Annotated in this window: 20 protein-coding genes; 14 read left to right on the forward strand and 6 right to left on the reverse strand. The window is 73.9% G+C overall.

The window, feature by feature from the left end:
• The first annotated feature begins 286 nt into the window (after window positions 1-286).
• Together ACZ4W5_RS32500 and ACZ4W5_RS32505 are read left to right on the forward strand one after the other, a co-directional pair.
• Window positions 287-1333: a C40 family peptidase gene (locus ACZ4W5_RS32500; protein ID WP_465658591.1), complete on the forward strand. Its 1047-nt coding sequence runs from the start codon at window positions 287-289 to the stop codon at window positions 1331-1333.
• 53 nt (window positions 1334-1386) lie between these two features.
• The gene (locus ACZ4W5_RS32505; RefSeq protein ID WP_465658593.1) at window positions 1387-2529 is read left to right on the forward strand and encodes a hypothetical protein; all 1143 of its coding nucleotides are present in this window, start codon (window positions 1387-1389) and stop codon (window positions 2527-2529) included.
• A 47-nt stretch (window positions 2530-2576) separates the two neighbouring features.
• Here the strand turns inward: ACZ4W5_RS32505 and ACZ4W5_RS32510 are convergent, their stop codons facing one another.
• A complete protein-coding gene (locus tag ACZ4W5_RS32510; protein WP_465658594.1) occupies window positions 2577-3932 on the reverse strand; it encodes a glycosyltransferase 87 family protein in 1356 nt (451 codons plus the stop codon).
• Between the two features lie 212 nt (window positions 3933-4144).
• Here ACZ4W5_RS32510 and ACZ4W5_RS32515 point away from each other — a divergent pair, with 212 nt between their 5' ends.
• The gene (locus ACZ4W5_RS32515) at window positions 4145-5281 is read left to right on the forward strand and encodes a glycosyltransferase family 4 protein (protein WP_360227877.1); all 1137 of its coding nucleotides are present in this window, start codon (window positions 4145-4147) and stop codon (window positions 5279-5281) included.
• Window positions 5282-5377: 96 nt separating this feature from the next.
• Here the strand turns inward: ACZ4W5_RS32515 and ACZ4W5_RS32520 are convergent, their stop codons facing one another.
• Window positions 5378-7171, reverse strand: coding sequence for an AMP-dependent synthetase/ligase (locus ACZ4W5_RS32520; RefSeq protein WP_360227874.1), 1794 nt, complete (start codon window positions 7169-7171; stop codon window positions 5378-5380).
• 370 nt (window positions 7172-7541) lie between these two features.
• Between ACZ4W5_RS32520 and ACZ4W5_RS32525 the strand changes: the two genes are divergently transcribed.
• The 5 genes from ACZ4W5_RS32525 to ACZ4W5_RS32545 all read left to right on the forward strand — a co-directional run bounded on the left by ACZ4W5_RS32525 (window position 7542) and on the right by ACZ4W5_RS32545 (window position 11699).
• Window positions 7542-7976: an SRPBCC family protein gene (locus ACZ4W5_RS32525; protein WP_360227871.1), complete on the forward strand. Its 435-nt coding sequence runs from the start codon at window positions 7542-7544 to the stop codon at window positions 7974-7976.
• 34 nt (window positions 7977-8010) lie between these two features.
• Complete coding sequence (locus tag ACZ4W5_RS32530; RefSeq protein ID WP_402487457.1) at window positions 8011-9183, forward strand: ArsA family ATPase; 1173 nt, start codon at window positions 8011-8013, stop codon at window positions 9181-9183.
• Window positions 9184-9278: 95 nt separating this feature from the next.
• Complete coding sequence (locus ACZ4W5_RS32535; protein WP_465658596.1) at window positions 9279-9701, forward strand: DUF5304 family protein; 423 nt, start codon at window positions 9279-9281, stop codon at window positions 9699-9701.
• A 192-nt stretch (window positions 9702-9893) separates the two neighbouring features.
• A complete protein-coding gene (locus tag ACZ4W5_RS32540; protein ID WP_360227862.1) occupies window positions 9894-10835 on the forward strand; it encodes an ROK family glucokinase in 942 nt (313 codons plus the stop codon).
• 117 nt (window positions 10836-10952) lie between these two features.
• Window positions 10953-11699 carry an endonuclease/exonuclease/phosphatase family protein gene (locus ACZ4W5_RS32545; protein ID WP_465658597.1) on the forward strand — a complete coding sequence of 249 codons (747 nt, stop codon included), beginning with the start codon at window positions 10953-10955 and terminating at the stop codon, window positions 11697-11699.
• Between the two features lie 58 nt (window positions 11700-11757).
• Here ACZ4W5_RS32545 and ACZ4W5_RS32550 read toward each other — a convergent pair whose 3' ends face one another.
• On the reverse strand, window positions 11758-12600 hold the full coding sequence (locus ACZ4W5_RS32550; RefSeq protein ID WP_465658598.1) for a hypothetical protein: 843 nt from the start codon (window positions 12598-12600) through the stop codon (window positions 11758-11760).
• Window positions 12601-12610: 10 nt separating this feature from the next.
• A complete protein-coding gene (locus tag ACZ4W5_RS32555; RefSeq protein WP_360227853.1) occupies window positions 12611-13405 on the reverse strand; it encodes an alpha/beta hydrolase in 795 nt (264 codons plus the stop codon).
• 176 nt (window positions 13406-13581) lie between these two features.
• Between ACZ4W5_RS32555 and ACZ4W5_RS32560 the strand changes: the two genes are divergently transcribed.
• Genes ACZ4W5_RS32560 through ACZ4W5_RS32570 form a run of 3 tightly spaced genes read left to right on the forward strand, consistent with a single transcriptional unit; the run spans window position 13582 to window position 16393 of the window.
• Window positions 13582-14406, forward strand: a complete 825-nt coding sequence (locus ACZ4W5_RS32560; RefSeq protein WP_465658599.1) for a lysophospholipid acyltransferase family protein — start codon at window positions 13582-13584, stop codon at window positions 14404-14406.
• Between the two features lie 35 nt (window positions 14407-14441).
• Window positions 14442-15686, forward strand: coding sequence for a MacS family sensor histidine kinase (macS, locus tag ACZ4W5_RS32565; protein ID WP_465658601.1), 1245 nt, complete (start codon window positions 14442-14444; stop codon window positions 15684-15686).
• Window positions 15683-16393: a response regulator gene (locus ACZ4W5_RS32570; protein WP_465658602.1), complete on the forward strand. Its 711-nt coding sequence runs from the start codon at window positions 15683-15685 to the stop codon at window positions 16391-16393. Before macS ends, ACZ4W5_RS32570 begins: the two co-directional genes overlap by 4 nt.
• A 59-nt stretch (window positions 16394-16452) precedes the next feature.
• Here the strand turns inward: ACZ4W5_RS32570 and ACZ4W5_RS32575 are convergent, their stop codons facing one another.
• Complete coding sequence (locus ACZ4W5_RS32575) at window positions 16453-18411, reverse strand: anthranilate synthase family protein (protein WP_465658604.1); 1959 nt, start codon at window positions 18409-18411, stop codon at window positions 16453-16455.
• Between the two features lie 304 nt (window positions 18412-18715).
• Between ACZ4W5_RS32575 and ACZ4W5_RS32580 the strand changes: the two genes are divergently transcribed.
• Complete coding sequence (locus ACZ4W5_RS32580) at window positions 18716-20065, forward strand: class II 3-deoxy-7-phosphoheptulonate synthase (protein WP_402487444.1); 1350 nt, start codon at window positions 18716-18718, stop codon at window positions 20063-20065.
• A gap of 171 nt (window positions 20066-20236) precedes the next feature.
• A complete protein-coding gene (locus tag ACZ4W5_RS32585) occupies window positions 20237-20536 on the forward strand; it encodes a (2Fe-2S)-binding protein (RefSeq protein WP_465658606.1) in 300 nt (99 codons plus the stop codon).
• A gap of 31 nt (window positions 20537-20567) precedes the next feature.
• On the opposite strand, the gene bfr is transcribed toward ACZ4W5_RS32585, so the two are convergent.
• The gene (gene bfr / locus ACZ4W5_RS32590; protein WP_188303977.1) at window positions 20568-21047 is read right to left on the reverse strand and encodes a bacterioferritin; all 480 of its coding nucleotides are present in this window, start codon (window positions 21045-21047) and stop codon (window positions 20568-20570) included.
• 231 nt (window positions 21048-21278) lie between these two features.
• On the opposite strand from bfr, the gene ACZ4W5_RS32595 reads away from it, so the two are divergent.
• A complete protein-coding gene (locus tag ACZ4W5_RS32595; protein ID WP_465658608.1) occupies window positions 21279-21908 on the forward strand; it encodes a molybdopterin-dependent oxidoreductase in 630 nt (209 codons plus the stop codon).
• Window positions 21909-21927: the final 19 nt, after the last annotated feature.

Genomic DNA, 21927 nt, shown 5'->3' on the forward strand with positions numbered 1-21927 from the left:
TGGGGGTTAATGATCGCCCCTCCCCCCCGCTCCCCCCCCCCCTCCCCCCCCCCTCCCCCCCCCCCCCCCCCCCCCCCCCCCCCCCCCCCCCCCCCCCCCCCCCCCGGGCCTGCGGCTTTTCCGGCGGCTCGACCTGGTGTCCGATTGGGGGTCAAATATTCGGGTCGGTAGGGGTTTGGACTCACTTGCCCGGACTCGCTAACGTCTGCCACCGGACTCCCGCTCGACGGCCGCCCACCGGGGCGCGGCCGCGGGGCCGCGCCGCAGGACTGGAGCCGTTGCCGCCATGCCCGTGCACCGTCGTTCCCAACTGCTCGCCCGTGCGCTGGTACTGACCGCGGCCGCCACCACGGCCCTGGGCGTGGCGACCGCCGGCAGCGCCCAGGCCGCCCCCGGGGCGCCGGACGCGCCCGACCGCAAGGACGTCAAGGCCCAGGTCGAGCAGCTGTACGACGAGGCCGAACAGGCCTCGGAGAAGTACAACGCCGCGCAGGAGGCGCAGAAGCGGCTGCAGGGCGAGACCACGATCCTCCAGGGCGAGGTCGCCACCGCCCAGGAGCAGCTCAACGAGCTGCGCGGGGACCTCGCCACGGTCGCCGGGGCCGAGTACCGGGGCGGCGGGATGACCCAGACCGCCCAGCTGATGCTCTCCAGCGACCCGGAGGCCTACCTCACCCGGGCCCGCACCCTCGGCCAGGCCGCCGAGCGCCAGCAGGAGACCCTGCACGAGCTGGTCACCCGTCAGCGCCGGCTCGACCAGCGCCGCACCGAAGCCGCCGCCAAGCTCGCGGAGCTGGACGAGGCCCGCCGCTCGCTCGCCGAGAGCAAGCAGCAGATCCAGCAGCGCCTCGCCACGGCGCAGAAGCTGCTCAACAGCCTGGGCGCCGCCGAGCGGAACCGGATGGTCGCCCAGGACGCCCGGGAGGCCGAGCAGCGCGCCACCCGCGGCACCGACCGGCTGGACCTCGGCAACGCCCCGGCCGCCTCCGAACGCGGGGCGGCGGCGCTGGCCGCCGCGGTGCGGATGGTCGGCTCGCCCTACGTCTACGGATCCACCGGGCCGCGTGCCTTCGACTGTTCCGGTCTGATGTACTACAGCTGGCGGCAGGCCGGAGTGACCCTGCCGCGCACCTCGCAGGCCCAGGCGTACGCCGGGCAGCGGATCAGCCTCTCCGAAGCGCGGCCGGGAGACCTGGTGATCTTCTACCGGGACATGCACCACGTCGGGATGTACGCCGGCGGCGGAGTGATGGTGCACGCCCCGTACCCCGGCGCCAAGGTCCGGTACGAGAGCGTCAACGCGATGCCGGTCTCGGGAGTGGTCCGGCTCTGAGCACGACGCCCCCCGGGTCGGACGGCCCCCACCCGATAGACCCCGCGCGCCGGGTGCTGTCCCGGCGCGGCGCGCTGCTGCTGGCGGCCGGTGGGCTGGCCCAGCTCTCGCTGCCCCCGGTGGCCCCGCCGCCGGGCGGGCGGGCCGTCGACCGGCAGGCCGAGGTCACCGCCCTGCTGGCGGCGCGGGCGCGCTCGCTGCCCGCCTGGTCGGGGCTCACCGGGGCCGAGGCGGCGTACCGGAACCTGGTGCTCTCGCCGCCCGCCGGGCCGGAGCGGCAGGACGCGTCCGTCGAGCTGGCGCTGCGGATCGCCGGGTACGACGAGTACCCGGTGGTGTACCCGCGCCGGATCGAGCTGGTCCGGGACGGGGGCGGCTGGCGGGTCGAGCACGAGGAGGGCACCGGCGGGCCCCCGGCACCGTGGGACCTCGGCCCCGTCCGCACCGCCGCCGGAGCCCACTGCCTGGTGCTCGGCCTGGCCGACGGGCCCGACCCGGCCGGGCTGGTCCCGGTGGGGGACAAGGCGGTGCCGGCCGTCAGCGCGGTCTGGGGTGACGCCTGGCCCGGCCGGCTGCTGCTGGAACTGCCCGCCACCGAGCAGCAGTTCGCCCGGCTGCTGGAGGCCGACCCGGCGGGCTGGACGGGCATGGCGGCGGTCACCGTGGCCGCGCCCGGCGCGCCCCGGCACACCCCGGCGGACCGGGTGGTGGTCAACCCCGAGGCCTTCGCGAAGCTCAGCGACTTCGGCCGCCAGGTGGTCGTCACCCACGAGACCACCCATGTCGCGACCCGGGCCGACACCCGGGCGTGGACCCCGCTGTGGCTCTCCGAGGGCGTCGCCGACTGGACGGCCTACCGGGACTCCGGGCGGCGCCCGCAGCAGATCGCGCCCGAGCTGGCCCGGGACGTCGCCGCCGGGAAGCTGCCCACCGCGCTGCCCGCCGACGCGGACTTCGCCGCGGGCGCCGACGGCATCGCCCAGGCCTACGAGCAGTCCTGGCTGGCCTGCGAGCTGATCGCCCGCCGGTACGGGGCACAGCGGCTGGTCGCCTTCTACCGGGCGGTCGGCGCGGCCGACGGGGCGGGCGAGGACCGGGCGCACCGGACGGACCGGCTGCTGCGGGCCGAACTGGGCGTCGGACTGGCCGAGTTCACCGGGCTGTGGCTGACCGAGGTCGAGGCCTTGAAGGGCTAGGGCTGGTAGGGCCGGGCACGGGAGGGCCGGGGCCTTGGGCTGGGCCGCTACCGCCCGGCGGGGTGGTCGATGCCGTCCAGCAGGTCCTGCTCGTACGCGATGCCCGGGCGGACCGGGTAGGCGGAGGCGGCCGGCAGGGCCGGGGGTTCGGCCAGGACCACGGTGGGCGCCAGGGCCGTCGAGGCGCGGGTGGAGCGCCAGAGCCGGATGCCGGAGAGCACGGCGGCGGTCAGCAGCAGCAGGTTGCGCAGGCCCAGCACGGCGACCGCGAGCGGCTCGCTGTTCAGGACCTGGGTGAACATGGTCGGGAACTCGAGCAGGGTGAGCGGGCAGGCGACCAGGACCAGCAGCGCCACCGGCCGCTGGCTGGTGCCGCGCACGGTCAGGCAGACCGCCGCGACGCCGATCAGCCAGACCAGGTACTGCGGGCTGATCACCCGGCTGGTCACCACGAAGATCAGCAGCGCGCAGAGCGCCGCGTCGTACATGGTGGCGGCGTTGCGCCGACGGGCGGTGAAGCGCCACAGCAGCAGCCAGAGGAAGCCCAGCACGGTGCCGGCCATCATCACCTTGCTGATCACGCTGACCCACGGCCCGAGCATCTCGGGGGAGCCGTAGTTCATGGTGACCCTGCCGTCCCAGCCCCCGGCCAGCCGGGCGATGTGCAGCGGCAGCGCGCCCACCGACTCGACCTCGATGCCGCGGGCCCCCTGGAAGGCCAGGAAGCCGAAGGCGCCGTTCATCCCGGCCGCCAGCAGGAAGCCGACCGAGACCGCCGTGGCGGCGGCCAGCGTCCAGGAGCGGCGGGTGCGGCGGCCGGACGGGGTGCCGATCAGGCCCAGCAGCGGCCAGATCTTGACGATGCCGCCCAGGCCCAGCAGCAGCCCGCCGATCGCCGGGCGGCGGACCAGCGCCAGCAGGCCGGCCAGGGCGAGCGCGGTGACCAGCAGGTCGAAGCGGTTGTAGATCATCGGGCCGAGCAGCGGGACGGCGACCACCCACAGCCAGGCGCCGGTCAGCACCCGGCCCCGGCGCAGCCCGGTGCGGATCAGCAGCGCGGCCGCGGCGGCGTCGGCGATCCCGCAGATCACCCAGAACGAGGTCAGGTACGACCAGGGCAGCAGGCCCGGCAGCAGGATCACCAGGGCGGCGCCCGGCGGGTACTGCCAGGTGACGTCGTCGAACGGGAAGGTGCCGGTCTGCAGCACGCCGTACCAGGCGTGGTAGATCATCCAGACGTCGGCGGTGACGTCGCCGCCGGGCGCTCTCAGCACCCCGGTCATCAGCAGCACCAGCACGGTGCGGGTGGCCACCCAGGTCGCCCCGAGGGCGGCGAGCGCCCCGAGCGGGCGGCCGAGGCGGCCGGGTGAAGAACCGGACTCGGTGGCCGGGGCCAACTCCACTGCGCTCCCTCGTTCGTCTCGACGTCCTCACCGGAGGCGTCGTACGGACGGACGCCCGGGCCGCCGCATCCGCGGCCTAGGTACTAGGACTGACCCGGGGGTCAAACGGTTGCCGTGTGCGGTTCCGTTCCCGGCGGGTCATGGTGTTGACCTATCGTACGGATCACCCAGCGGTACACCGAGCACCCCCCGACCGAGCGAGCCGTGGCCTGATGCACAGAACCTTGATCGTCACCAATGACTTCCCGCCCCGCCCGGGAGGCATCCAGGCCTTCGTGCACAACATGGCCGTCCGTCAGCCCGCCGGGAGCATCGTGGTGTACGCCTCGACCTGGCGGGACGGCACCGAGGTGCGCGCCTTCGACGCCGAGCAGCCGTTCCCGGTGATCCGGGACCGTACGAAGGTGATGGTTCCCACACCCCGGGTCACCCGGCGGGCCGCCGAGATCCTGCGCGCCGAGAAGTGCGACTCGGTCTGGTTCGGGGCGGCCGCCCCGCTGGGCCTGATGGCGCCCGCGCTGCGCCGGGCCGGGGCCGGGCGGCTGCTCGGCATGACCCACGGGCACGAGGCCGCCTGGGCCCAGCTGCCGGGCTCCCGGCAGCTGCTGCGGCGGATCGGCGCGGGCACCGACGTGCTGACCTACCTGGGTGAGTACACCCGCTCGCGGATCGCCGCCGCGGTCGGGCCGCGGGCCGCGGCCCGGATGGTGCAGCTGCCACCGGGCGTGGACGAGACGACCTTCCACCCCGGCTCAGGGGGCGCCGAGGTGCGCCGGAGGCTGGGGCTGGCGGACCGGCCGGTGGTGGTCTGCGTCTCCCGGCTGGTGCCGCGCAAGGGCCAGGACACCCTGATCGAGGCGATGCCGCTGATCCTCCGCGACGTGCCGGACGCGGTGCTGCTGATCGTCGGCGGCGGGCCGTACCGGGCGGAGCTGGAGAAGCTGGCGGACGCCACCGGGGTCCGGGACTCGGTGCGGTTCACCGGCTCGGTGCCGTGGGCCGAGCTGCCCGCCCACTACGGGGCCGGGGACGTCTTCGCGATGCCCTGCCGGACCCGGCGCGGGGGGCTGGACGTGGAGGGCCTGGGGATCGTCTACCTGGAGGCCTCGGCGACCGGCCTGCCGGTGGTCGCGGGGGACTCCGGCGGGGCGCCGGACGCGGTGCTGGAGGGCGAGACCGGGTACGTGGTGCCGGGCGGCTCGGCCGAGGCCTCGGCCGAGCGGATCGTCCGGCTGCTGCGGGACGAGGAGCTGCGCCGTCGGATGGGGGAGGCCGGTCGGCGCTGGGTGGAGCGCTCGTGGCGCTGGGACCTGCTGGCCGGGCGGCTGACCTCGCTGCTGGCGGGCTGACGCCCGGTACGCCGGCAAGACGCCGGTACGACGCCGAAGGGCCCCGGGGGAGTCCCCGGGGCCCTTCGGCGTACCGTCCTGGCCGCCGGTGCGGCCCTACTTCCGGTACAGCGCCTCAATCTCGGCGGCGTAGTCCTTGAGCACCACGTTGCGCTTGAGCTTGAGAGAGGGCGTCAGGTGGCCGCTCTCCTCGGAGAACTCGGTGTCCAGCAGGCGGAACTTCTTGACCGCCTCGGCGTGCGAGACGGCCGCGTTGCCGTCGTCCACGGCGGACTGGAGGGCGGCCAGCAGGTCCGGGTCCTCGGCGAGTTCGGCGACGGTGGCGGTGGCGGGCTTGCCGTTGAGCTCCTTCCACTTCGGGAAGAAGTCCGGGTCGACGGTGATCAGGCAGGCGATGAAGGGCTTGCGGTCGCCGACCACCATGACCTCGCCGACCAGGGCGTGGGCCCGGATGCGGTCCTCGATCACGGCCGGGGCGACGTTCTTGCCGCCCGCGGTGACGATGATCTCCTTCTTGCGGCCGGTGATGGTCAGGTAGCCCTCGGAGTCCAGCGCGCCGAGGTCGCCGGTGGCGATCCAGCCGTCCTTGAGGGTGTCGGCGGTGGCCTGCGGGTTGTTCCAGTAGCCGGTGAAGACGTGCGGGCCCTTGAAGTAGACCTCGCCGTCCTCGGCGATCCGGACCGAGGCGCCGGGGACGGGCTGGCCGACCGTACCGATCTTCGGCTTGTCCCACGGGTTGAAGGCGGTGGCCGCGCAGGTCTCGGTCAGGCCGTAGCCCTCCAGGACGGTGAAGCCGATGCCCCGGTAGAAGTGGCCGAGCCGCTCGCCGAGCGGGGCGCCGCCGGAGATCGCGTGGGTGGCCCGGCCGCCGAGGGCGGCCCGCAGCTTGCTGTAGACCAGCTTGTCGAAGACGGCGTGCTTGAGCCGCAGCACCAGGCCCGCGCCGCCGGCGTCCAGCGCCCGGCTGTAGGCGATCGCGGTCTCCGCGGCCTTGTCGAAGATCTTGCCCTTGCCGTCGGCCTGGGCCTTGGCGCGGGCGGTGTTGTAGACCTTCTCGAACACTCTGGGCACGCCCAGGATCAGGGTCGGCCGGAACGACGCCAGCTCGGCGGTGACGTCCCTGATGTCCGAGACGTGGCCCAGCTTGATCGGGGCCATCACCGGGGCGATCTCGGCGATCCGGGCGAGCACGTGGGCCAGCGGCAGGAAGAGCAGCACGGAGCTCTCACCGGTGCGGAACAGCGGGGTCAGGCGCTCGACCACGTTGCCGCACTCGGCGAGGAAGTTGCCGTGGGTCAGCTGGCAGCCCTTCGGGCGGCCGGTGGTGCCCGAGGTGTAGACGATGGTGGCGATGTCGTCGGGGCCGGCGATCGCCCGGCGCTCCTGGACGGTCGCGTCCGGGACGTCCCGGCCGGCCTCGGCCAGTGCGGCGAGCGCGCCGCCCTCGATCTGCCAGGTGTGCTTCAACTCCGGCAGCCGGTCGCGGACCTCGGCGACCACCTCGACGTGCCGGTCGGTCTCGGTGACGAGGGCGACGGCGCCGGAGTCGCCGAGGATCCACTCGACCTGCTCGGCCGAGGAGGTCTCGTAGACCGGCACGGTGATCGCGCCGGCCGTCCAGATCGCGAAGTCCAGCAGCGTCCACTCGTACCGGGTGCGGGACATGACGCCCACCCGGTCGCCGGGCTCGATGCCCGCGGCGATCAGGCCCTTCGCGGCGGAGTGCACCTCGGCGAGGAACTGGACCGAGGTCAACTCCTGCCAGCGGCCGTCCACCTTCCGGCTGAGCACCGCGACGTCCGGGTGCTCCTCGGCGTTCCGGTGCACAGGGTCGGAGAGGTTACCGCCGCTCGGTACCTGGTAGAGGGCCGGAAGGCTGAAGTCGAGCAAGACTGCTCCTCGTTCGCGACGCTGCGGGACGGCAGGACGTTACTGCCCGGTAGGCAGCTTCGACCAGGGGGGTCGGCCCCGGTGTTCGAAGTGTCACACCCGGCCGGGTCGGACCAGGCCGTGACCGGGTCGTTCGACTGGCACCCTACGGCAGCCCACAGGTGACCGGCCGGTAGCATGCCCCGCCGACCGTCCTGCCCGCCGTCCCTTGGGCCGTCCCGCCTCGACCGCCGCCTTCATCCCGCCCGCCGTCGCCGGTGCCCGCGCCGCCGAGGAGATCGCCGGTCGCGATAGCCTGCTCCGGGCGGATCGGGCCGAGCGTGCCCCGACCGGACCGGGCAGGCAGAAGGACGAGGCGGAGGGCCTTTCCATGGCGGAGCACACCAGGTCGAGCATCATCATCGACGCGACCCCGGCCGCGGTCATGGCCGTGATCGCGGACTTCGCCGCCTACCCGGCCTGGACCGGTGAGGTCAAGGAGATCGAGGTCCTGGAGAGCGGCGAGGACGGCCGCGCCGCCCAGGTCCGGCTGCTGCTCGACGCCGGCGCCATCCGCGACGAACACACCCTCGCCTACACCTGGGACGGCGACCGCGAGGTCAGCTGGACCCTCGTCCGCAGCCAGATGCTCCGCTCGCTGGACGGCTCCTACACCCTCGCCCCGCTGTCCGGCGGGCGCACCGAGGCCACCTACCAGCTCGCCGTGGACGTCAAGATCCCGATGCTCGGCATGATCAAGCGCAAGGCCGAGAAGGTCATCATCGACCGCGCCCTGGCCGGCTTGAAGAAGCGCGTCGAGGGCTGACGGGCCCGGGCACGGCGGAACGGGGGCTGACGGCATGACGGCGACACGCACCATCCTGGTCAGCGGCGACGCGGGCGCACCCGTCGTGGCCGCCGCCACCGCCCTGCACGCCGCCCGGCGCGGCCACCGCACCTGGCTGCTGGCCGCCGACGACCCGCACCGCGCCCTGGACTCCGCGCTCGGCACCCGGCTGGAGCCGGAACCGCTCCGCTACGCGCCGGGCCTGACGGTCTCCCGGATCGACGAGCAGGCCGCCTTCCGGTACGCCGTCGGCGAGCTCACCGGCCGCCTCAAGCCCGCCCTCGACCTGCTCGGCGCCGAACAGCTCGACCCCGAGGAGCTGACCGCCCTCCCCGGCATCGCCCGGCTCGCCCTGCTGCGCGCGCTGCCCGCCGCCGACCAGGACGTCCTGGTGGTGCTCGCCCCGGCACCCGCCGAGCTGATCGCCACCCTCGCCCTGCCCGAGCAGCTCACCCGCTACCTGGAGCGGCTGGTCCCCGAGCAGCGGCAGGCCGCCCGCGCGCTGCGCCCGCTGCTGGCCGGGCTGGCCGGCGTCCCGATGCCCGCCGAGTGGCTGTACGAGGGGCGCACCAAGGCCGCGGCGGTGCTCGCCGAGTCCCGCGCCGCGATCAGCGACCCGGGCACCAGCGTGCGGCTGGTCGTCTCCGCCGACGGCCACCCGTACGAGCAGCTGCGCCGGGTCCGGGCCGGGCTCGCGCTGTACGGCCACCGGCCGGACGCCGTCGTGGTGCACGGCGCGCTGCCGCCCGCCGCCCTCGCCTCGCCCGACCCCTGGCTGGCCGAGCTGGCCCGCCGCCGCCAGCAGGAGCTGGACCGGCTCGCCGCCGAGACCGACGCCCCGGTGCTGGTCACCGGCCTGGCCGAGGCCACCCTGGAGGCCGTCGCCGACCGGCTGTACGGGGCCGGGCCCGGCCCCGAGCGGCTCGAACCGCAGCCCTGGCCGGTCGAGGACCGGCTGGCCGAGGACGGCCTGCTGGTCTGGCACCTCGACCTGCCCGGCGCCGACCGCTCCGGGCTGGACCTGGTCCGCCGGGGCGACGACCTGGTGGTCGGCCTCGGCGCCCACCGCCGGGTGCTCCCGCTGCCCGCCGCGCTGCGCCGCTGCACGGTCGCCGGGGCGGGCCTGCACGAGGGCGTGCTGTCGGTGCGGTTCGCGCCCGACCCTTCGCTCTGGCCGCAGGGCTGACGGGCCTTCCGGCCTTTCCTCGGGGCCCGGCCGGTCGGGTAGCGTCGGCCCGAACGGGGCCGCGGGGTGCGGCCACGGCTGAGGAGGCGCCCGCGATGACCAGCACCGACGACCGTACCGAGCCCGGCACGGAGCAGGGGAGCGGGCCGTCCCACCCGTTCGGACCGGAGCTGGGCCCGCTGGTGGACGAGGTGCGCCGGTTCGCCGCCGCCGTCGGCGAGAAGGCGCAGGAGACCAGCGCCACCACCCTGATCGCCCTCTCCGGGCTGGCCGACCGCCTGCGCACCCAGCAGCCGGAGGTCTACTCGCACCTCGCCGCGGCCGGCTCCGGGCTGGCCGCCGCCGGTGCCGAGCTGCTGGCCGCCTACCGGGCCGCGGTGGCCGGGCACGAGCAGCGCTGGACGGCCGGGGAGGGGGCGTCGGTGGAGAAGATCGACCTCGACGCGCCCGGCCGGGCCGAGGACGCCGAAGACGCCGCCGGGGCTGACGGGGCTGACGGGCCGTCCGCCAAGCAGTGAATCCGTGAATTCCGCAGCGTGATCAGTCTGCTCCCGTACGTCACGAAGAGGGAAATTCGATACGACTTTTGAAGCATCCCGGCCCGGCAGTCCCAGAATTGTCTTCGGATAATGTATGCGAGGCTGTGTACGGGGGCAGGGTTGGGCGGTACCGTTCCGTCCAGCGGGAACGAGTGAATAGCTGAGGGACACATGGCTCTGACCATCGGCGTCGATGTCGGCGGGACCAAGATCGCGGCAGGCGTGGTCGACGAGGCGGGTGCGATCCTGGCGCGGACCCGGGTGCCCACCCCGGCCGACCCCCAGTGGGCGGTCGACGCCATCGCGCAGGCCGTGCGCGAGCTCAAGGAGCAGCACCCCGGTGTCACCGCCGTCGGCGTCGGAGCCCCCGGCTTCGTCGACAGCAACCGCTCCACGGTGATCTTCGCGCCCAACATCGACTGGGAGAACGAGCCGCTGCGCGGCCGGATCGAGGAGCTCACCGGCCTGTCCGCGGTGGTCGAGAACGACGCCAACTGCGCCGCCTGGGCCGAGTTCCGCTTCGGCGCGGCCGCCGACCACCAGGACATGGTGCTGATCACCGTCGGCACCGGCATCGGCGGCGGCATCGTGCTCGACGGGCGGCTGCACCGCGGCCGCTTCGGCGTGGCCGGCGAGATCGGCCACCTCAACATGGTCCCGGACGGCCTCCAGTGCGGCTGCGGCGGCAAGGGCTGCTGGGAGCAGTACGGCTCCGGGCGCGCGCTGCGCCGCTACGGCCGGGAGAAGGCCGCGGCCGACCCGGTGCGCGGCAAGCGGATGCTGGACCTCAACGACGGCGTCGCCGAGACCATCCGCGGCATCCACATCACCGAGGCGGCCGAGGAGGGCGACCCGCTCGCCCTGGAGTGCTACGCCGAGCTGGCCGACTGGCTGGGTCGCGGCATGGCCGACCTCGCCGCGCTGTTCGACCCGGGCGTGTTCGTGCTCGGCGGCGGCGTCTCCGACTCCGGCCGGCTGCTGCTCGACCCGGTCGCCAAGGCCTTCGAGCACTACCTGACCGGCGGGGTGCACCGCCCCCGCGCCGAGGTCGTGCTGGCCTCCATGGGCTCCGCGGCCGGCATCGTCGGCGCGGCGGACCTCGCCCGCACCTGACCGCGGTACCTCCTGCCAGACCCGCCGGCGGCGGTGCGACCGGGCCCCGACCAATCCCGGACGCGCCGCCGCCGTCGCACTACCGTCCTTCCCAGGACACCGCACCAGGGGAGGACCATGACCGCCGCACCCGTCGAACCGCCGCCGGGCGGCCCGCGCCGACTGCGCCTGCTCAGCTACAACATCCGTTCGCTGCGCGACGACCGGCGGGCGCTGGCGCGGGTGATCCGGGCCTGCGCGCCCGACCTGGTCTGCGTCCAGGAGTCACCGCGCTACTGGCGCCCGGAGGGCCAGGCCGCCTGGCTGGCCCGGAACACCGGGACGGCCGTCCTGGCCGGGGGCGGGCGCACCGCCGCCGGACCGCTGCTGCTCGGCCGGCCCGGCGCGGTCGAGGTGCTGGGCGTGTACGACCGGCTGCTGCCCAAGACCCGCGGCCTGCACGCGCGCGGCTTCGCCACCGCGCTGCTGCGGCTGCCCGGTACCGCGCCCTTCACCGTCACCAGCTGCCACCTCAGTCTGGACCCGCAGGAGCGGTACGGGCAGTTCGAGCTGCTGCTCGACCAGCTCGCGATCACCGAACACGGCGTCGTGGCAGGGGACTTCAACGAGCACCCGGACGGGCCGGGCTGGCAGCTGCTGGCCTCCCGGATGCGGGACGGGTACCCGACCGCGCCCTGGGGCGGCGAGTTCACGTCCGTCCCGGAGAACCCCTACCAGCGGATCGACGCCGTCTTCGCCACGCCCGGGATCGCCGTCCTCGGCTGCGGGGTGCCGCACGGGCTGCCCGGGGTCACCGGGGCCGACCTGCGGGCCGCGACCGACCACCTGCCGGTGCTGGCCGTGCTGGAGCTCCCGGCAGCCTGACCTCGCGACCCGGCAGGGCCCGCGCGACGACCACTAAGAACCGCCCCCGCGCCGGGCCCTAAACGACGGCGCCGTGGTCCGGGTCCTCCGGCTCGTCCTCGTCGCGGTCCTTCATCCGGGCGACCAGGGTGACGAAGCCGCCGAGGAAGGCGGTGACCCCGACCCAGGCGGGCCAGCCGGAGATCTCCCGCCACACCACCGCGTCGATCAGCAGCAGGGCCGGGCCGCCGAGCACGGCCAGCCAGGCGAACTTGGCGGTGGTGTCGGCGGGCGGCAGCGGCGGGGGCTCCGGCGGGACGAAGTGGCCCTCGTCGGTGTCCTCGGCCAGCTCGAAGTCACGCGGACCCGGGGCCGAGGCCGGGAGGACGGGGCGGCCGGAGCGGGCGCGCGGCTGCGGGGCGAGGTCCGAGAGGTCGTCCGGGTCGCCCTGGCCGGCCTTGGGGCCGCCGTCCTTGTAACCGTCCTTGTAGCCGCCCTTGAGTTCGTTCTGGGCCCGGAGGTTCTCGACCTCGGGCCAGTTGGGGTTGGTGAGGTCGACCGGGTCGTCGAACTGGGCGACCAGGGCCGCGAAGATCGCGTCCTGCTCGGCCTGGCTGCGCTCGGGAGCGCTGCGGCGCGGGCGGGACGGCGCCGCAGCCGTGGTGTCCTCCCCGGCGGGCCCGCCCGGCGCGGCGCCGTCGGCCTCCGTACCGCCCGCGGCCGGGCCGCCCTGGACGCCGCTGCCCTGGACGCCGCCGTTCTGGACCGTGCCGTCCCCGTGGACGGTGGCGTTCCCCCCGCCGGCGGCGTCCCCCTGGGCGGTGGCGTCCTTCGGCACACCGTCGGTGCGCGCTCCGTCCGTCCGCGCGCCGTCCTCGCGGGGCTTGTCGTCCCCGCCGCCCGCCGTGCTGCTCTCGTGCACTTCCGGCCCTTCAGCCATGGTGATCGTCGGATTCGGCCCTGTCGGCGCCCGCCGCGTGCGCGGGAGCCAGCCGTCGGATGAAGTCCAGGCTCGCCGCGAATATTTCCGCCGCGTCGTGGTCCAGCGTCGCGACGTGGAAACTGCGCTGGCACAGCCGTTCCGTCACGTCCGTCGAGGATATCCGGGCCAGCACCAGGTCCGAGTTGGCCGGCGAGACCACGTGGTCCTGCGGGCTGTGGAAGAGCAGCACCGGCTGGGTCACCTCGGGCAGCCGCCGCTGGACCTCCTGCCACAGCCGGCTCAGCGACCACGCGGCGTGCAGCGGCGTCCGGTCGTAGCCGAGCTCCCGGGCGCCGGGCTTGTGGATGTCGTTGGCGATCCCCGGGATGCTCGGGACGAGGTGCCGCAGCACCGGCAGCAGTACCCCGGCGGGGTTGTCCGAGCGCACCGACGGGTTGACCAGCACCAGCCCGGACACCGTGGCGCCGTGCAGCGCGGCCAGTCGCAGCGCCAGCGCGCCGCCCATCGACAGCGCGCAGACGAACACCTGCTCGCACTCCTCGGCGAGGGTCAGCAGCTCGCGCTCGACCGTCGCGTACCAGTCCTCCCACCGGGTGACCTGCATGTCCTGCCAACGGGTCCCGTGCCCGGGCAGCAACGGGAGCGAGACGGTGAACCCGGCCGCCGCCAGTTCCTCGGCCCACGGCCGCAGCGACTGGGGGGACCCGGTGAAGCCGTGGCACAGCAGCACCCCGACCGGTCCGCCACGGTGGCGGTACGGTTCGGCACCGGGCAGCAGCGGCATGGCGGACTCCTTCGCGGGCGGGTGGCGCTGGGGGAGGGGACGCTGAGAGGGGAGCTGCAGGAATCCGCATCGTCCCACGCCCCGCGCCGGGACGTACACCCCCTACGGCGGGCCCGGGCACAGCGGGTGGCCGCGGGGCATTAGGATCGACCGGTCCGCATAACAGGAGGCCCGGGTTGTTCTACCGACTGATGAAGATGATCGTCGCGCCACTGCTTCGGATCTTCTTCCGGCCGTGGATCGAGGGTGAGGAGAACATCCCCACCGAAGGTGCGGCGATCATCGCGAGCAACCACCTTTCCTTCTCGGACTCGTTCTTCTTCCCCGCGCTGATCAGGCGTCGGGTGACCTTCATCGCGAAGGCCGAGTACTTCAACACCCCTGGCCTCAAGGGCCGGTTGACCGCCGCCTTCTTCAAGGGCGTCGGCCAGCTGCCGGTGGACCGCTCGGGCGTGCGCGGCGCCGGTGAGGCCGCGATCCGCAGCGCCATCGCGGTGCTGGACCGCGGCGAGCTGTTCGGCGTCTACCCCGAGGGCACCCGTTCGCCCGACGGCAAGCTGTACCGCGGCAAGGTCGGCGGCCTGGCCCGGGTCGCGCTGGCCACCGGCGCCCCGGTCATCCCGGTCGCCATGATCGACACCGAGAAGGTGCAGCCGCCCGGCCAGGTGGTGCCCAACTTCGGCATCCGCCCGGGCATCCGGATCGGCCGCCCGCTGGACTTCTCCCGCTACCACGGCATGGAGAACGACCGCTTCATCCTCCGTTCGGTGACGGACGAGGTGATGTACGAGATCATGCGGCTCTCCGGCCAGGAGTACGTGGACATCTACGCGACCGCCGCCAAGCGACAGATCGCCGACGAGAAGAAGAAGGCCGACGCCGAACGCCGGGCCGCCGCCAAGGCGGAGAAGGCCGAGGCCGCCGAAGCCGAGAAGGCGGCGGAGGCGGAGAAGGCCGAGAAGGCCGCGCAGCAGGAGCAGAACGGCACCGGGTCGGCCTGACCGACCCGGTCGGGTCCAGGGGGAGGGGCCGGGAGATGGCGGACGGCGCGAGAACGGGTGCCGCGGTGGGCGGCGCGGTGGCGGCCGGCGGCATGTCCGTCGAGCTCCCGCTGTGGAAGGCGATCTCGTACTTCCGGGTGCTCGCCCTCTGCTACGCCCTGCTCCGGTACTTCAACTCGTACCTGCACTTCCTGCACCCGGTCGCGGGCTGGATCTACTTCGGCGCGCTGATTCTCTGGACGCTCGCCAGCACCCGGGCCTTCGCCAACCCGCAGCGCTGCACCTGGTACGTCCTCGGCTTCGACCTCGCCCTGGCCGTGACCGGCATCGTGATGAGCGGGATGACCGACGCCCCGGCCCGGATCAGCCACGGCGCGCCCACCCTGCCGACCATCTGGGCGGCCGGGACCGTCCTCGGCTTCGCCGCCAAGGGCGGCTGGCGCCCGTCGGCGGCGGCCGGCGCGGTGATCGGGGTGGCCAACATCCTCTTCCACGGCGGCCCGACCGGCGACAACATCCACAACATCGTGCTGCTGCTGGTGGCCGGCTGCGCCATCGGGTACGTGATCGAACTGGCCCGGGCCAGCGAGGCCACCCTCACCCGGGCGCTCCAGGTCGAGGCGGCCACCCGGGAGCGCGAGCGGCTCTCCCGGGACATCCACGACGGCGTGCTCCAGGTGCTCGCCCTGGTCCAGCGCCGGGGCGCCGAGCTGGGCGGGGGCGGCGGCACCGGCGGCGGTAGCAGCAACGGTTCCGACTTCGCCGAGCTGGGCCGCCTCGCCGGTGAGCAGGAGCGCGCGCTGCGGGCCCTGATGACCGGCGGCCCGCTGCCGGCCCAGCGGCCGCCGGAGCCGGACCGGGCCGAAGCGGTCGACCCGGCCGGGCCGCGCGACCTGACCGCACTGCTGCGCCGCTACGCCGACGAGCGGATCACGCTCTCCGCCCCCAGCACCCCGGTGCTGCTGCCCGGCCCGGCGGCGGGCGAGCTCGCCGCGGCGGTCGGGGCGGCCGTCGACAACGTCCGCAAGCACGCCGGGGAGTCGGCCCGGGCCTGGATCCTGGTGGAGGACGAGCCGGAGGCCGTCACGGTCAGCATCCGCGACGACGGCCCGGGCTACGCCCCAGGGCGGCTCGGCGAGGCGGAGCGGGCCGGGCGGCTGGGCGTCTCCCAGTCCATCCGCGGCCGGGTGCTGGACCTCGGCGGCACCGCCGAGCTGTACTCGGCGCCCGGGGAGGGCGTCGAGGTCGAACTGCGCGTTCCGAGAAAGGCCTCTCAATGACCGACCAGCCGATGACCGACCAGCCGGCCGCCGGGCCGCCGGCCACCGACCGGCCGGTACGGGTGATGGTGGTGGACGACCACCCGATGTGGCGGGACGCCGTCTCGCGCGACCTGGCCGAGGCGGGCCTGGACGTGGTGGCCACGGCGGGCGACGGCGAGGAGGCGGTGCGCCGCGCCCGGGCCTGCTCGCCGCAGGTGGTGGTGCTGGACCTCAACCTGCCCGGCCTGCCCGGCGCCGAGGTGTGCCGTCAGGTGGTCGGGCACGACCCGGCGGTCCGGGTGCTGGTGCTGTCGGCGAGCGGCGAGCACCAGGACGTGCTGGAGGCGGTGAAGTCCGGGGCGACCGGGTACCTGGTGAAGTCGGCCGGGCGGGAGGAGCTGCTGGACGCGGTGCGCCGTACGGCCGTCGGCGACGCGGTGTTCACGCCGGGCCTGGCCGGGCTGGTGCTCGGCGAGTTCCGCCGGCTGGCCGCGGAGCCGGCCCCGGCCTCGGCACCGGCCGTCCCGCAGCTGACCGCCCGGGAGACCGAGGTGCTGCGGCTGGTGGCCAAGGGCCTGTCGTACCGGCAGATCGCCGACCGGCTGGTGCTGTCGCACCGGACGGTGCAGAACCACGTGCAGAACACCCTGGGCAAGCTGCAGCTGCACAACCGGGTGGAGCTGGTGCGGTACGCGATCGAGCAGGGGCTGGACGAGGAGCTGTAGGTCCGGTCCTCGAACTCCCGTCCCGCAGGCGGGAGTTCGAGGACCGGCCCGGGGCCCGTTCAGCCCCGGACGGCCGCCGCCTCGCGCAGCAGGGCGGCGACGATGTCCACGCCGTCCCGGGTGAGCACCGACTCCGGGTGGAACTGCAGGCCCGCGAAGCCGGGGCCGCGCAGCGCGTGGACGTCGCCGGTGGCGGCGTCCCGGGCGACCTCGACGCCCTCGGCGGCGAGCCGGGCCGCGTCGGCCTCCGAGCAGCGCGCGGTGAAGGTGTTGTAGAAGCCGACCGTCCGCTTGTCGCCGAACAGGTCGATGCGCTCCTGGGCGCCCTGGTACGGGACGGCCTTGCGGCCCAGCGCGAGCCCGAGTTCGGCGGCGAGCAGCTGGTGGCTGAGGCAGACCGCGAGCAGCGGGGCCGTCCGGGCGCCGGAGCGGACGGCGGCCAGGGCGTCCGCGACGACCGGGCGCAGCACCGCCATCTTGGGGTCGTCGGCGAGCGCCGGGTCGCCCGGGCCGGGGCCGAGCACCAGGGGGCCGCGGTGGGCCGCGACCAGTTCGCGCAGGCCCGGTCGGTCGAAGCGGACCACGGTGACCTGGTGGCCGAGCGAGGTCAGCAGGTGGGAGAGCATCGAGGTGAAGGTGTCCTCGCCGTCCACGACCAGGGTCGGCAGGGCCTCGGTGACCCGGGACGGCGCCTGCATCCGCAGCCAGAACGGGGCGAGGTCGGCCCGGCGGGAGTCCAGTGCGGCCTGCACCCGGTGGTCGTCGGCGAGCCGGGGCCCGCCGGCGTGCGGCAGCCGGGCGGGGGCGGGCCGGGCGCCGATCGCGGTGAGCACCCCGGCGGCCTTGGCGTGGGTCTCGGCGACCTCGGACTCGGGAACGGAGTGGCGTACCAGGGTCGCGCCGACCCGGACGACCAGCCGCCCGGTGGCCGGGTCGATGTCGGCGGTGCGGATGCAGATCGGCGAGTCGAGCAGCTGCCCGCCGCTGGCGGAGCGTCCGATCAGGGCGAGCGCGCCGGAGTAGTAGCCGCGCCCGGTGGGCTCGTAGCGGCGGATCACCCGGGTGGCGTTCTGCACCGGGCTGCCGGTGACGGTGGCGGCGAACATCGTCTCGCGCAGCACCTCGCGGACGTCCAGCGAGGTGCGGCCGCGCAGCTCGTACTCGGTGTGGGCGAGGTGGGACATCTCCTTGAGCCGGGGGCCGAGCACCTGGCCGCCGAGGTCGCCGACCGTGCACATCATCTTGAGTTCCTCGTCGACCACCATGGTGAGCTCCTCCAGCTCCTTGGGGTCGTGGAGGAACCGCAGCAGCGAGTCGAGGTCGGAGCCGCCGGCCGGGTAGCGGTAGGTGCCGGAGATCGGGTTCATCACGACGGTGCCGCCGCTCTGCCGGACGTGCACCTCGGGGGAGGCGCCGACCAGGATGCGACTCGGCCCGCCTCCGGCAGGCCGTTCCCCGGTGTGCACCAGGAAGGTCCAGTACGCGCCGCGCTCCTGCTCCAGCAGGCGGCGGAACAGCGTGAGGGCGAGGGCCGGCCCGAAGTCCTCCAGGGTGGCGTGGAAGTCGCGCCGGATCACGAAGTTGGCGCCCTCGCCGTTGCCGATCTCGTCGTCGATCACCCGGCGGACGATCGCCGCGTACGCCTCGTCGTCCACGTCGAAGGCGCCGCCGGACAGCCGGACCGGCTCCTGCGGCAGGGCCGCGGTGAAGGCGGCCAGCGGCAGGGCGTGCTGCTCGGTCACGGCGAGGGCCTGCAGCGGGGTGCCGTCGTCGTGGGCCTCGAAGCCGCGCTCGCGGATCTGCCGGTACGGGACCAGCGCGAGCAGGTCGTGGACCGGTCCGGCGGCGGGGATGCCGGCCCGGACCGGCAGGTCGGCCAGGGTCGGGTAGCTGTCGACGGTGCCCAGCAGCACCTCGACGGTGTCCGGGGCGTGCCGGGGGGTGCGGCGGTGCAGCAGGGCGAAGGCGGGGGCGCCGGGGGCGGTGAGGCGGGCGAGCAGCTCGGCGGGGGTGGTCACGAGTACGGCTTCCTTCCGGGGTGGATGGCGAGGGCGGTGCGGGTTCCGCTCCCGGAGGGCCGTCTGCTCCGAACGCACGACGGCCGCCCCGAGGGGCGGCCGTCGTGTTCGTCTAGGAACGCGCGATCGGTGGGCCACCCAGGGGGGAGGCCCACCACCAGGAGTGGTTGTGGGGCGCGTGCATGGGGTCGAGCGTAGCGGACGGGGCCGTGCGGGTGAGCCCGCTCACCCGAGATGTCCGGGACGCGTCTCACCCATCGGGCAATGGTCACGGAACGCTCGCGGCACCCCGTAGCCTTGCCGTGTGACCGCAACGACTGAGACAACGAGGACTGGCCACTCCTGGCAGTCCCTGCCCGCGGCGCAGCAGCCTGAATGGCCGGACCAAGAGGCTCTGCGCAAGACCCTTGCTGAGCTCGCCTCCTATCCGCCGCTCGTCTTCGCCGGCGAGTGCGACCAGCTGCGCGCCCGGCTCGGCGCCGTGGCACGGGGGGAGGCCTTCCTCCTCCAGGGTGGCGACTGCGCCGAGGCCTTCGACGGCGTGTCGGCGGAGCACATCCGCAACAAGCTGAAGACGCTGCTCCAGATGGCCGCCGTGCTGACGTACGCGGCCTCGGTGCCGGTCGTGAAGGTCGGCCGCATCGCCGGCCAGTACTCCAAGCCGCGCTCGAAGTCGACCGAGACCCGGGACGGCGTGACCCTGCCGGTCTACCGCGGCGACTCGGTGAACGGCTTCGAGTTCACCCCCGAGTCCCGGATCCCGGACCCGGAGCGGCTCAAGCGGATGTACAACGCGTCCGCCGCGACGCTGAACCTGGTGCGCGCCTTCACCACCGGTGGTTACGCCGACCTGCGCCAGGTGCACGCCTGGAACCAGGACTTCGTGCGCAACTCGCCTGCCGGCCAGCGCTACGAGCAGCTCGCCCGGGAGATCGACAACGCCCTGGCGTTCATGAACGCCTGCGGGGTGGCCCCGGAGGAGTTCAAGACCGTCGAGTTCTTCTCCTCGCACGAGGCGCTGGTCCTCGACTACGAGACCGCGCTGACCCGCGTGGACTCGCGTACCGGTGAGCTGTACGACGTCTCCGGCCACATGGTGTGGGTCGGCGAGCGCACCCGCCAGCTGGACCACGCGCACATCGAGTTCGCCTCCAAGATCCGCAACCCGATCGGGGTCAAGCTCGGCCCGACCACCTCGGTGGACGAGGCGCTCGCCCTGATCGAGAAGCTGGACCCGGAGCGCGAGCCCGGCCGGCTGACCTTCATCACCCGGATGGGCGCGGGCAAGATCCGCGACCACCTGCCCACCCTGGTGGAGAAGGTCACCGCCTCCGGCGCCAAGCCGGTGTGGATCTGCGACCCGATGCACGGCAACACCTTCGAGGCCTCCAGCGGCCACAAGACCCGCCGCTTCGACGACGTCCTGGACGAGGTCAAGGGCTTCTTCGAGGTGCACCGCGCGCTGGGCACCCACCCGGGCGGCATCCACGTGGAGCTGACCGGCGACGACGTCACCGAGTGCGTGGGCGGCGGCGACGAGGTGCTGGTGGACGACCTGCACCAGCGGTACGAGACGGCCTGCGACCCGCGGCTCAACCGCAGCCAGTCGCTGGACCTGGCGTTCCTGGTGGCGGAGATGTACCGCGGCCAGTAGGTCCTGAGCAGGGCGAATGTGACGAAGGCCCCTCCGGATTCGGGATTCCCGAGCCCGGAGGGGCTTTTTCGCACCCGGATCGCCGGGTAAGGTGAGGCTTAGTGAACTAAGGCAAGCCTTAGTCAAGATCCACTCCGTGCCCCACGGCGCTTCACCCCGGGAGAGACCGCGATGTACGTGTGCATGTGCCATGCGGTCACCGAGGACCAGGTGAAGAAGGCGATCGACGGCGGTGCCAACACCCCGCGCCAGATAGCCAAGGGCTGCAAGGCCGGTACGGACTGCGGGTCCTGCGTGCGCCGGATCCAGGCCCTGCTCGGCGAGCACGGCGCCCGGCCCTGCCCGACCGCCCGGCTGGCCGCGAGGCTCGGCCTCGCCGACCCGGAGGCCCAGGACGCGCCCGCGCCGGCCGCCGCGAAGCCGACCCCGATCGCCCCGGTCGCCCCGGTGCTCCCGCTGCGGGTCGCCTGAGGCAGGGGTTCGGGCTGCCGGGGCGTCGGGCTCAGGACTCCGGCTGCTCGATCAGCTGGGCGAGGTAGAGCGCCTCACCGAGCTTCTCCAGGAGTTCCAGCTGGGTGTCCAGGTAGTCGATGTGGTGCTCCTCGTCGGCCAGGATGTCCTCGAAGATGTTCGCCGAGGTGACGTCGTTCTTGGCCCGCATCACGACGATCCCGCGCTTGAGCCGGTCGATCGCCTCGACCTCGATCTGGCGGTCCGCCTCGAACATCTCCTTGACCGTCTGGCCGATCCGGACGTGGAACAGCCGCTGGTAGTTGGGAAGCCCCTCCAGGAACAGGATCCGGTCGGTGAGCGTCTCGGCGTGCTTCATCTCGTCGAACGACTCGTGCCGGGTGTACTTGGCGAGTTTCGTCCAGCCGAAGTTCTCCTGCATCTTGGCGTGCAGGAAGTACTGGTTGATCGCGGTGAGCTCGGCCGTGAGTTGCTCGTTGAGGAACTCGATGACCTCCGGGTCGCCCTGCATGGTGCTGCCTCCCTGCGCTACGTCCTGCGGTGAGTCCTGCGCTGCGCATCCTGGCACCGTATCGGGAGGAAATTCCAGTAAGTTCACACTCACTAGGACATGTGTCGGAATATCCGATTTGGGAGATAAGTGGGGGGCGCACGATCGACCATTGGCCCGTACGGGCGGGGGCGTGCACCCGGGCCAAGGGGCGCGCGCCGGGGCCCGTCCGCCGTCTGTCACCATGGAGCCATGGGTCAGTCCGAACGAGAACCGCTTCCGCCGTCTGACCCGACCCTCCCCCCGGGGCAGCGCGCGCAGCGCGGCTGGCCGGCCCTGCACTACGGACCGGTGCCCCGCTTCAAGCCGCTGACCTGGGACCTCCAGGTGTTCGGGGCCACCGCCTCGGCGGAGAAGCACAGCTGGGACTTCGCGGCCTTCACCGCGCTGCCGCGCACCACCGTGGTCGCCGACCTGCACTGCGTCACCAAGTTCTCGATGCTCGGCAACGAGTGGACGGGCGTGCCCGCGGCCCTCCTGCTCGACCTGGTGCCCCCCGCGCCCGGCGTCACCCACGTGATGGTCTGGGCCGAGTACGGCTACAGCGCCAACCTGCGGCTGGCCGACTTCGCCGACCCGCACACCGTGCTCGCCACCCACCGCAACGGCGAGGCGCTGACCGCCGAACACGGCTTCCCGGTGCGCCTGGTGGTGCCGCGGCTGTACGCCTGGAAGGGCCCCAAGTGGGTGCGCGCGGTGGAGTACATGCGGGCCGACCGGCGCGGCTTCTGGGAGGAGCGCGGCTACCACAACCAGGCCGACCCGTGGCGCGAGCAGCGCTACTCCTACCAGGAGGAGCCGGGCGACGGGCCGCTCCGCTGAGCGGTGGACCCCGTGCGGG

It is taken from the genome of Kitasatospora sp. NPDC029367 (assembly GCF_055569135.1).

Excerpts from the sequence above, each read along its gene's own strand:
- bfr (WP_188303977.1), bottom strand. The coding sequence starts at position 21,047 with ATGCAGGGCGACCCGGAGGTCATCGAGTTCCTCAACGAGCAACTCACG.
- ACZ4W5_RS32530 (WP_402487457.1), top strand. The coding sequence starts at position 8,011 with ATGACGGCGACACGCACCATCCTGGTCAGCGGCGACGCGGGCGCACCC.
- macS (WP_465658601.1), top strand. The coding sequence starts at position 14,442 with ATGGCGGACGGCGCGAGAACGGGTGCCGCGGTGGGCGGCGCGGTGGCG.
- ACZ4W5_RS32500 (WP_465658591.1), top strand. The coding sequence starts at position 287 with ATGCCCGTGCACCGTCGTTCCCAACTGCTCGCCCGTGCGCTGGTACTG.
- ACZ4W5_RS32540 (WP_360227862.1), top strand. The coding sequence starts at position 9,894 with ATGGCTCTGACCATCGGCGTCGATGTCGGCGGGACCAAGATCGCGGCA.
- ACZ4W5_RS32570 (WP_465658602.1), top strand. The coding sequence starts at position 15,683 with ATGACCGACCAGCCGATGACCGACCAGCCGGCCGCCGGGCCGCCGGCC.
- ACZ4W5_RS32525 (WP_360227871.1), top strand. The coding sequence starts at position 7,542 with ATGGCGGAGCACACCAGGTCGAGCATCATCATCGACGCGACCCCGGCC.
- ACZ4W5_RS32555 (WP_360227853.1), bottom strand. The coding sequence starts at position 13,405 with ATGCCGCTGCTGCCCGGTGCCGAACCGTACCGCCACCGTGGCGGACCG.
- ACZ4W5_RS32585 (WP_465658606.1), top strand. The coding sequence starts at position 20,237 with ATGTACGTGTGCATGTGCCATGCGGTCACCGAGGACCAGGTGAAGAAG.
- ACZ4W5_RS32545 (WP_465658597.1), top strand. The coding sequence starts at position 10,953 with ATGACCGCCGCACCCGTCGAACCGCCGCCGGGCGGCCCGCGCCGACTG.
- ACZ4W5_RS32535 (WP_465658596.1), top strand. The coding sequence starts at position 9,279 with ATGACCAGCACCGACGACCGTACCGAGCCCGGCACGGAGCAGGGGAGC.
- ACZ4W5_RS32595 (WP_465658608.1), top strand. The coding sequence starts at position 21,279 with ATGGGTCAGTCCGAACGAGAACCGCTTCCGCCGTCTGACCCGACCCTC.
- ACZ4W5_RS32515 (WP_360227877.1), top strand. The coding sequence starts at position 4,145 with ATGCACAGAACCTTGATCGTCACCAATGACTTCCCGCCCCGCCCGGGA.